This window comes from Shinella sp., assembly GCF_052438155.1.
Classification (GTDB): domain Bacteria; phylum Pseudomonadota; class Alphaproteobacteria; order Rhizobiales; family Rhizobiaceae; genus Shinella.
This window is the reverse complement of sequence record NZ_JBQVPI010000072.1, coordinates 1-7,096: the sequence shown is the minus strand read 5'-3', so window position 1 is coordinate 7,096 and position 7,096 is coordinate 1. Positions and strand designations below refer to the sequence as shown.

Here is a 7,096-nt window from a genome sequence, read left to right as displayed (position 1 = left end):
CGGCCGGAAAGCGGTGACGTTTGTAGTGGGCGCACACCTCTTCCGTCATGCCGGTAGACTATCGTCCCGATCCACACCAGCCGGTTAAGGTGACGCCACCGGGCGACGTTATGGATGGTCTGGAACAGCAATCGAGGCACGAACCGCCGAAACTACCAGTAGACCGTCTGCCACGGCGGAAAGTGGGTCGGCAGCATCCGCCATTCGCAACCCGAACGCACCATGTATCGGATGGCATTGAAGATTTCCTGTAAATCCCTCTGCTGCCGCCGGCCGGTTGCGAGGGCTGGAGGCATCAAAGGCTAAACCGCCGACCATTCCTCCTCGGTCAGATATCGCTTCGTCGTCCTCTCGATCTTGGCCATCCGGCCCCAGCTCTCATCCGCCACATCATAAGCGTGAATCGTAAAGGTAAGTTGTCAAACAGACACTTAGACCGGCAGCCATCGGCAGCGTCGCCTTCAGACGTTCGTGTCCTTGCCGGTCAATTCTCGCCACCCAAGCCAATAATGCTCTTGAAGAAGGCTTGGCTCTTCCTCGAGGGGCTGGCCCTTGCTGCGAACTGGCGCGTGCTCTACTCGAGAGTATGCTAGGGTCAGGACTCGTTGATCACTGCCCAACATCACTTTAAGCGCCGGGCTAAGTGATTGAAACTATTGCAGACAGAGTCTTACGATTAACTGCTAAACGACATTTCAGTCGATCCCTGGCATGGCCGCAAATCCCCTCTTCAAGAAGTCGATAAAACCTTCAATCAAGGTAGATTTCTGATGCAGTTTTGGTCGCAATATCCACACTCCGAACTCAATTTCTGGTTCGAAACGTCGCACGAGAACATCCTTGGTCGGAAAATCGCAAGCACTGAACGGATCGACAACTGAAACGCCTGCTTTTTCCCCCACCAAGGCAATTGCCGCATCCGACTGGCCAGTCTCGATCTGGAGGTGACGGATCACGCCGCAGTCGGAAAACACTTTGTCGATCTGCATCCGTGCGCGGTCCTGTTTACCGAGCGATATGAATTTCTCGCCTTCGAGGTCACGCGCGTGGATCATCGCCTTCGAGGCGAGAGCGTGACCCGCAGGCAGGATGCATACGGCCTTGACGCTCTTGATGTGAATGCTCTCGATCTCCTTCCTGTCTCCGGGAAGAAAGCTGACGCCGACATCCATTTGTTGGGCGGCGACCGCATCGATCAGGCTGATGCTGCGCATGCTTTGCAGGTGAAACTCCAGATCAGGTCGCTCCGACATATACGAGGCGATCATACGGGGGAGAATTCTTTTGCCCACTGCGGGAAACGACCCCACACTGATCGCACCCCACTTCTGCTGGCGCAGCGCCTCCGTCACCCGGGAAATGCGATTGAGCCCGTCGAAAATGCGATCGACCTCAACCAAGAGCGCCTCGGCTTCCCGCGTCGGATGCAGTCGGTTCTTGACCCGCTCGAACAGGCTGAACCTGCAGCTTTGCTCCAGTATGGCAATCTGCTGGCTTATCGCCGGCTGGGAGACGTTAAGCACCAGAGCGGCACCGCTGACGCTTCTGCACGACATTACAGCCCTGAATGCCTCCAATTGCCTCACATTCATCCGTTCTCCCCTCCCAGATATGATACAAATACCATTAGTAGGTCTTATAAAAATGAAAGGAAACAGTATTATTCATTATGGTCATAACTTGCTAAATTGCCCAAGAAATCACCGTTTAATAAAAAGGGGAATGACGTGAAAAAGGTTCTAGCGATGTTGTGCGGGGTCGCGGCGGCTGTGACACTCAGCGCCGCTCCGGTGCTTGCCGACCAGTTGGACGAGGTCAAGGCGCGCGGCAAGATTATCGTCGGCATAAAAAACGATTACCGTCCGTTCGGCTTTCTCGACAAAGATGCGGCTCTCAAGGGCTATGAAATTGCCCTCGCCAAGCAGGTCGCCAAGACGATCCTGGGCTCGGAAGATGCGATCGAACTTGTGCCGGTCATCGCTTCAAACCGCATCGAGTTGCTGAACGCCGGACGCATCGACCTCATCTTGGCCACGCTCGGACAAAATGCGGAACGCGCCAAGGTCATCGATTTCACCGAAGCCTATTACATGATGGCCGGCATCGAACTCCTTGGTCTGAAGAATACTGCGATCAAATCCTGGGGGGATGTCAGCGGCAAGAAGCTCTGCGGCATCCAGGGTAACCTCTACAACAAGACGATTACCGGGAAATATGGTGCCGAGACGGTGCTGTTTACGGGTACGGCTGAGATGTTCAAGGCATTCCAGGACGGGCGTTGCGAGGCGATCGCCTTCGACGGGCCGATCCTGAGGCAAAAGATCGCCGAGCCAGAATGGGCGGGGACGTACAAGATCGCGCTGGAGACGTTCAACTACATCCCAATCGCCGGTGGCGTGCGCAAGGACGAGCCGGCCTTCCTGAAGGCGGTCAACGAGGCGATCCTGTCGGCTGAAGCTACGGGAGTACTCATCAGTGCGGAGAAGGAATTCTCCATGGGCGAAAGCGAATACGTGACCAAGCGAGCCACCGACGCCAAGGCAGCTGGTCACTGATGCCAATGCCGGGACACATGCCCGCATGTGTCCCGGCCTGGCGTCCCCGCGGCGGACCATGCGACGATCCGTTGCCGGTACGATTGCAAAAACTCTAGATGGCGGCGACCTGCTTCAAGCGCGGGTTCGTATCCTCTGGCTAATGCAGGACCACTATTCATGATTTTCGGATTGGATTTCAGTTGGCTGGCTGATCCGCTCTACTTTGATTGGCTGTTGAAGGGCCTATGGGTCACAATCTTGTTGGCGGTGGCCGGCACGGCTTCCATGCTGAGCGTTGGCATAGCGGGCGCCGCGATCGTTCATTTCAAAGTGCCGTTTGTTCATCCCCTGGTGATCGTTCTGGTGGATTTGTTCAGGAACACGCCGCCGCTGGTGCAGCTATTCTTTCTCTACTTTATGCTCTCAGACCTGGGCGTCACCATCACCGACCACACTACTGGCGCACAGATCCCGCTGTTTTCCGGTTTTGCCTGCGTCGTCATATCGCTCGCGCTGTACAACGGTTCCATTGCCGTCGAGATCATCCGTTCGGGTATCGGGGCGGTGCCTCTCCAAACCGTCGAGGGCGCAAGAGCACTCGGCTACTCGCGCGCGGCCATCTTCCGTTTGGTCGAATTGCCGCTCGCCGTGCGCACGACCATTCCCAACATGACCAGCAATGTAGTGAGCTTGATCAAGACTTCGGCCCAAGCCTCCCTGGTGGCCGTCACCGACGTCATGTTTTACGCCACGCAAATCAGTCTTGAAACATTCCTTAATCTGGAGGTGATGATCGTGATCTGGATCATCTATCTGGTGATCGCATCGGTTGCGACCTTCGCAGCCAAGATGATCGCCCAGCGCCTGGCCGTGCCGGGCTTTTCCGGAGGCGTCGGGGTCTGATGAGACATTCGAGAAATGCTTTCCTTGGCTTCCTTGGCGTGATCGCCTTCATGGCCGTCGTCTTTGTCGCTACCTATCGCCACGACAGCGCAAACGCCTTCCAGGTGCTCGTCAATCGCACGCCACTCCTGCTGACAGGGGCTCCGGGCTTTTCGACGGTCAGTGGCGGCTTCGCCATCAATGTCCTGGTCAGCTTCATCGTCATGGCAATCGCTTCGTTCGCCGGCTTTTTTCTGGGCGCAATGATGGTCTCCAATTCGCCGCTGACGCGCAACTTGGCGATCTTCGTCATGAATGTCATGCGCAATTCGCCCTGGCTGGTCGTCCTTTACGCAATGCTCTATCTGCTCCCGTTCAAAACCTCATTGTTCGGCTACACCATCTATCTTTCGCCATTCATCAAAGCGGTGGCGGGTCTGTCGGTGCCGGTCACCGCGTATATGGCGGAAGTTTTCCGCTCCGGCATTCGTGCCATTCCCGACGGCCAATGGGAATCGGCACGGGCGCTCGGCTATACACGTCAGCAGATCATGTGGTCGATCGTCTTGCCGCAGGCGCTTCCGATCATGCTCCCCAACATCATGACCACCTATGCGATGCTGTTCATCGGCACCAGTCTCATCGTCGTTACCGGCACCACCGATGTCATGTCCATCGGCAAGACTGTAATTGCCGCTGACGGCGACAGCTATGCGACCGCCGTCTACCTCTACATTCTGCTCATGTTCTTCGCGTTCGCCTATCCGCTGGCGACTTGGAGTCGAAGCCTCGAACGCCACCTGAGGACGCAAAACTAACCATGACCAAAAGCACGATCGATCCGATCATCGAGATCTCTAACATCCGCAAGTCCTTTGGCTCCGTGCACGTGCTCAACGGCATCTCCATGGCGGTCAAACCAGGGAGTGTGGTCTGCATCATCGGCCCCTCTGGCTCGGGCAAATCGACCCTTCTGCGATGCATCAATGCCTTGGTGCCCATCGATGCCGGCACGATCAGGGTCGGCGAGTTCCAGGTTGAGAAGCTGCACACCGAAAAGCAACTCGTGCCTCTCAGGCACAAGGTTTCGATGGTGTTCCAGCAGTACAATCTCTTCCCTCATCGCACCGTTCTAGAGAACATCGTCATGGCACCGGTCAAGGTGCTTGGCCAGAACAGGGCCGAGGTTGAGAAGCGCGCCTTGGAACTTTTGGGCAAAGTCAAGCTATCGGGCAAGGAAAAGGCCTATCCTGGACAGCTCTCCGGCGGCCAACAGCAGCGTGTGGCGATTGCCCGTGCTTTGGCCATGCAGCCGCAGGTCATACTTTTCGACGAAGTCACGGCGGCACTTGACCCGGAAATGGTCAAGGAGGTGCTCAACGTCATTCGCGATCTCGCCAGCGAAGGCATGACCTGCGTTCTCGTCACCCATGAGATGCGTTTCGCCGAGGAAGTGGCCGACGAAGTTTATTTTACCGATCGCGGTGTCATCGTCGAGCACGGCCCGCCCGGCCAAATGTTCAAGAATCCCAAAGACGAACGTTTCCGCGAATTCCTATCCAAGGTCCTGTAATGAAAAAATACAAAATTCTTGTCCCGGACGCACACCAGCGCGATCTGGTGATCGAAAAGAACGTGTCGGGAGATCTTTTCGACTATGTGATCTACGACGAAACGGATCCGAATGCGATCGCTGATAGCGACTGGCGCTCGTGTGATGCGATACTCGTCTGGCACCGCATGCGTATCCAACCGGAAACGATCGCCAAGCTTGAAAACTGCAAGCATATCGTGCGCGTCGGTGTCGGGTTCGACAACGTCAACGTCGCCGCCTGCCGCGAAGCCGGCATTCCGGTCTCGAACGTTCCCAACTATGGAACCACCGAGGTCGCGGACCATGCCCTGGCGATGATGCTTTATCTGGTGCGCGGCATAGGCACTTACGAGAAGCGAATGAAGGCCGATCCGGTCGCGGGCTTTATTGCCGAAAACGTTCCGGTTGTCCGTCGTATCCGTGGTGGCCGCTTTGCCGCTATCGGTCTTGGCCGCATTGGTACCGCCGTCGCCCGTCGCGCCGCCGCCTTCGATATGAGCGTCGCCTATTTTGACCCCTTCCTGCCGGAAGGCCACGATCTCGGCATCGGTTTCGAGCGTCGCGACTCCCTTGAAGAACTGCTCGCAGATGCCGACGTCGTCAGCATCCATACCCCGCTCACCGATGAAACCCGCTCCATCGTCAACGACGAACTGTTGGCGATGTGCAAGGACGATACCGTTTTCATCAACATCGCGCGCGGCGGGTTGGTGGACATCGAGGCGCTCGAGCGGGCGCTACGCAGCGGCAAGCTTGCCGCAGCCGGTCTCGACGTCCTGCCGCAGGAGCCGCCGATCGATGAGCCGACGCTTTTGACCGCATGGCGCAACAACGAGGCGTGGCTGGCCGGCCGCTTCATCGTGTCTCCGCATGCCGCCTTCTACTCCGAGGCCGGGTATGTCGACATGCGCACATTCTCAGCGCAAATCCTGATGGATTTCTTGGTTAAGGGAAAAATTCGCAACAACGTCAACCCCGGTTGGCAATCTGCCAAGTCATAAGCGTCGGAGAAGCAACATGGCATATATTCGTATCAACCAGCAGTTCCAACAGCTTAGCCACGATGTTCTGGCAGCCTGGCGGGAAATCCCGCCAGCGGTAGCCTCGGATTGCATGAACCGCACGCAGTCGCTTGGTGCCTCCTTGAAGCCGGTCAGCGCCGGCCTGTCTGTATGCGGTCAGGCGCGGACCGTCGAGGTCATGGTGGGCGACTGCGCCAGCATATGCGAGCTCATCGGTTCGGCCCGGCCGGGCGAAATCCTCGTGGTTGATGCCGGCGGATTCGAGGACACCGCCGTGTGGGGCGGCATCATGACAGTCGAAGCCTCCCATCGAACGCTGGGTGGCGCAGTCGTCCATGGCGCCGTACGTGATGTCGCCGAAATCCGGCAGCTCGGCTTCAACATGTTCTGCAAGGCCGTTGTGCCGAAGGGACCGCATCACGGTTTCGGCGGTGTCATCGATGGCCGCATCGGCATCAATGGCGCGACAATCCGCCCGGGTGATGTCGTCATCGGCAATGACGACGGCGTCGTCGTCGTTCCGCTGGAGCGCGCCGGCGAAATCCTGGCGGCCGCCCAGGCGCACTTGAAGAAAGAGGCCACCTACATCGACAGTATCCGCAACGGCCAAACGATCACGGAAATGTACAAGATGACCTCGTCGGAAGTGCTATTGCCGTATTCCTGATCGTGCCATTCGGCCAATAACCAACCATGCTGGCCGTGCTCCGATGCCGGCGTGAATCCGAGACGAAAGGCAGGATGGCATGAAGGCTAGGGTCAGGACCCATTGATTTGATGCGTCGGATGTGATTCAGGCCCCGCAAGGAGACTGATCATGAGCGACCTTTATTGGCTGACAGATGAGCAAACGGCGCGGCTTGCGCCGTATTTTCCCAAGAGCCACGGCAAGCCTCGGGTTGATGACCGCCGTGTTCTGAGCGGGATCATTTTTGTCAATCGCAATGGCTTGCGGTGGCGGGATACACCCCGGGAGTACGGGCTGCACAAGACGCTCTATAACCGTTGGAAGCGTTGGGGTGTTATGGGCGTGTTTGGCCGGGTGATGGAAGGTCTTGCCG

General features: G+C 57.3%; 9 protein-coding genes. 7 read left to right on the top strand and 2 right to left on the bottom strand.

Annotated elements, in window-relative coordinates; genetic code table 11:
• Positions 1-152 precede the first annotated feature (152 nt).
• Together ACT6VE_RS34175 and ACT6VE_RS34170 are read right to left on the bottom strand one after the other, a co-directional pair.
• Positions 153-296 (bottom strand): transposase, encoded by a 144-nt coding sequence (locus tag ACT6VE_RS34175; RefSeq protein WP_444802592.1) that lies wholly within the window; start codon positions 294-296, stop codon positions 153-155.
• Between the two features lie 399 nt (positions 297-695).
• Positions 696-1,592: a LysR substrate-binding domain-containing protein gene (locus tag ACT6VE_RS34170; protein ID WP_444802591.1), complete on the bottom strand. Its 897-nt coding sequence runs from the start codon at positions 1,590-1,592 to the stop codon at positions 696-698.
• A 135-nt stretch (positions 1,593-1,727) separates the two neighbouring features.
• On the opposite strand from ACT6VE_RS34170, the gene ACT6VE_RS34165 reads away from it, so the two are divergent.
• From ACT6VE_RS34165 to ACT6VE_RS34135, 7 genes are all read left to right on the top strand, one after another.
• Complete coding sequence (locus tag ACT6VE_RS34165) at positions 1,728-2,555, top strand: transporter substrate-binding domain-containing protein (protein ID WP_444802590.1); 828 nt, start codon at positions 1,728-1,730, stop codon at positions 2,553-2,555.
• Positions 2,556-2,714: 159 nt separating this feature from the next.
• A complete protein-coding gene (locus tag ACT6VE_RS34160) occupies positions 2,715-3,440 on the top strand; it encodes an amino acid ABC transporter permease (RefSeq protein WP_444802589.1) in 726 nt (241 codons plus the stop codon).
• Entirely contained in the window at positions 3,440-4,237 is a 798-nt protein-coding gene (locus ACT6VE_RS34155) for an amino acid ABC transporter permease (RefSeq protein ID WP_444802588.1), read from the top strand. Before ACT6VE_RS34160 ends, ACT6VE_RS34155 begins: the two co-directional genes overlap by 1 nt.
• A 2-nt stretch (positions 4,238-4,239) precedes the next feature.
• The gene (locus ACT6VE_RS34150; RefSeq protein WP_444802593.1) at positions 4,240-4,992 is read left to right on the top strand and encodes an amino acid ABC transporter ATP-binding protein; all 753 of its coding nucleotides are present in this window, start codon (positions 4,240-4,242) and stop codon (positions 4,990-4,992) included.
• A complete protein-coding gene (locus tag ACT6VE_RS34145; RefSeq protein WP_444802587.1) occupies positions 4,992-6,014 on the top strand; it encodes a C-terminal binding protein in 1,023 nt (340 codons plus the stop codon). The genes ACT6VE_RS34150 and ACT6VE_RS34145 overlap by 1 nt, the downstream gene beginning before the upstream one ends.
• Positions 6,015-6,030: 16 nt before the next feature.
• A complete protein-coding gene (locus tag ACT6VE_RS34140; protein WP_444802586.1) occupies positions 6,031-6,702 on the top strand; it encodes an RraA family protein in 672 nt (223 codons plus the stop codon).
• 150 nt (positions 6,703-6,852) lie between these two features.
• A partial coding sequence (locus ACT6VE_RS34135) for a transposase (RefSeq protein WP_444802585.1) occupies positions 6,853-7,096 on the top strand: 244 nt, incomplete at its 3' end.